This is a genomic window from Endozoicomonas sp. SESOKO2, assembly GCF_024606245.1.
Classification (GTDB): Bacteria; Pseudomonadota; Gammaproteobacteria; order Pseudomonadales; family Endozoicomonadaceae; genus Endozoicomonas_A.
In genome coordinates, this window is sequence record NZ_JAHHPQ010000692.1 from 1 (window position 1) to 3,038 (window position 3,038).

Below are 3,038 nucleotides of genomic sequence, written 5' to 3' on the forward strand. Positions count from 1 at the left end.
TCGTGGTTATTTCAGAAATGAATCTGATCGACAGCCAGCATCTGGAAGGTGAGCTAAACGATCTTCTGGCCGGTGACGCCCATCCCGGATTCCACTTGTTTGCCACTATCAACCCACCCGGGTACAGCGGGCGAAAACCATTATCACCGACGCTGAAGGGGCGTTTCCGACAGTTGCCCATCCGGCAATACAGCCAGGAAGAGTTGCAGACCATTGCCGGGAAAGTGCTGCCAGAAACCCCACTGGGAAAAACCGTGGCTGAACAGCTGACTCGGCAACATTGTCGTCTGAGGGCTGAGCTGCAACGGAAAAAACTGCCGTTGCAGCTCACCAGCCTTGATTTACAGAATGTGGCCAGGGCCGTTGTCCGGGGAGGCGATTTTTCCGAAGATGGAATTAACCAGTGCCTCAATCAGCACTACCGGCTTTATCTGCTGGCCGCCAGGATATCGTTGCAGGAACTGTCAGAGCCACCGGCTCTTGCCATGGTTAAAAGGGAGCCTGATGCTACATCTGAAACCTCATCGAACAAGGGTCAATGGGCATTATCGCCAGCTGCAACATGGGTGAAGCCCGGCACTGCTGCCGATGGAACGGGTGAAATCAAGCCTGAACTGACACCTGCTGTGACTCACTCCGACTACCCGTTACTCCGCTTGCCCCAGGAAGTGTTCAACAGAATCGCCAGCTATTTATCAATCAACGATATCAATCATTTTGGGAAAACTTCGTCGTCCATGGACAATCGCCTGAGATATTGCGGCCTCGGAGAGGTCCGGCACTTTCTCTCCCAGACCGGGCAAAGGCAGTCTTCTTGCCGGGCAATCATTCAGTCCAGTCATATACTCCTTGAGTACCTCAGAACCTTGTCCATATTTTCTGTTCGCCACTTCCCTGCACAACTGGGTCCGGCTTTTTACTCCTATTATGCTAGCCATATGCGCCAGCAGGTTCTTGATGGGGCTGCACTGACCCTCATACCTATTGGCAGTTTAAATGTTAAAGATTTTAACTATCACTTGCGTGATCATATTCCCATTATCATTGAGGGGAAGTCGCGGAACTACAGTGATATTCTGGCTCTGGATGGTGATGGTCACTGGGCCAGAAAAGCTGAGATCAAACACGGTGGTATGGTCAATTATGGACATCAGCGGGCCGACCATATTTTATTTGTCCCGCAACCCGTTCCGTTAAAAATTTTTCGCCACAATTACAGTGGTAAAGAGCATTTACTGTCTGTTTATGAATGCAAGAATGATTCGTGGGTTGAGCAACAGCTGACAACAGGTGACGTTTTTCCTGAATGTGAGGACAAGTATCTGAGTAACATCCACCTGTCACCGGATGCCAGATCACTGGTCTGCATTAACACGGGGCGAGCGGGTGCTATTCTCGGTCAGGGGGCCGATGGACGGTGGGTCAATAGAGGCAACATTAATACAGGCCTTAATCATCATTTGCTGTTCAGTGCCGACAGCAAACATCTTGCGCTTTATGATGGATCATTCATTATGCTGATGGGGCAGGCAGACGATGAATCCTGGTTACAAACCGGCGATATTAATGTCAGAGATCCTGCCGATGACGACAAATTCACGCCCAGTGGCGAACAAGTGAGCGAATTTGATTTTGATCTCGACGTTATATTCAGCCCGGATAACCGCCATTTCGCCACATGGTTTGATGATGCCGGTGAGGATACCTATGACAGTGATATTGAACGGGATTATTTCTTTGTCGTCATTTTTGCCCGTGGCCCGGAAGGGCAGTGGCGTGAAAAAGAGAGAATAATTGAATACTGTAGCCAGCCAAGTCGGTATTTCTATCTTAAACCTGAATTTAGCCCCGATGGTCGGCTTCTGATTATCACCACCGAAGACAGTTTTCAGATCTGGGAATTAACGACTGACGACCAATGGCTACCCTCTGTTCAGGAGGCGCCCGAAAGCGGTGGTGGTGTGATTCACTTTTCTGTGGACCCTCGTGAGTTCATCAGAAGGAGCGGGGAGAGTGTAACGATCTGGCGCAAGGCGGCGTCCGGAATCTGGGGCCAGACACAATCATTTCCGGCTGGGTCCCTGGTAGTAATCAGTCCCAGCGGTGAAACCATTGTTTGTAATGATCCTGCGGGCCATACGGATATTTATCAACGTAAGCCTGCTGGTGAACTTTGCGGTGAACCTGACGGTGAGTGGATCAATCAACGCATCGAATTTCCCATCAATAAAGCCGATTTCAATGAAGAAAGTTGCCTTCTGGCTGTGATTCCTCAATCGGACATGCACAGGCTGATTCTGTTCGGGTTGTCGGCAGACGGGAGCTGGCTGGAAAGGACCCGTTTGCGAACAGAAGGCAGGATTAAGAAATTTTGCTTCAGCCCTTGCAGCCGCAACCTTCAGGTTACCAGTTTGCGCCCTGACAATGCTGATGATGTAACGCAAAAGGTTTTTTCGCTCTGGCAGATCAGGCCTAATGCAACCGGCGGGGCTTTAGCGGAGCAGGATGACTTGACCTGAGGGATATTCCGGCGATCTGAAAAACGGATAAACATCGGCATTCCAGTATCACATGCGTTCGGTTTGAGGCTTTTTGACCAATCAAAGATGCTCTGAGTCCATAATTTTACGATTGTCCATACTACCTTCGCAGCATGAGATAGCTGTGGGTCTCTATCCAAATGGAACTTTCATCCTATTTTAAGGTCACATTATTAAACGGTTTCAACGCAGTTCCTGAGATTAGATGTAAGAGGTTGACTATGGATGGTCGGATTGATGGGCAAATAAACAAACGCGCTCCTGATAGAAAAGAGAGCCATAGTGGCGTGCCTCCCAGGGCACCAAAGTTGGAGTCATCGTCAAAAGATAAGGTAAAAATCTGCGATGAGTTCACCTCCAAACTGACGATATCCTCACCTCCGACTGTGTCGCCTGACAAAGCGAGAACCGTATCTTCAATAGATTCCTCAATCGCCAGAGCCTCTCATTCCTTCGATTTTCGTTTTGTCACCAGTGATGATGAGGTTCGACAGCTTT

The 3,038-nt window shown here is 49.2% G+C and carries 2 protein-coding genes; both read left to right on the forward strand.

What is annotated here, in order from left to right; all coding sequences use genetic code 11:
- Positions 1-2,519: hypothetical protein (locus KDK17_RS16845; RefSeq protein ID WP_257288605.1), on the forward strand; the 2,519-nt coding region annotated here is incomplete at its 5' end.
- Positions 2,520-2,761: 242 nt separating this feature from the next.
- Positions 2,762-3,038, forward strand: a 277-nt coding sequence (locus KDK17_RS16850; RefSeq protein WP_257288606.1) for a hypothetical protein, incomplete at its 3' end; no start/stop codon positions are given.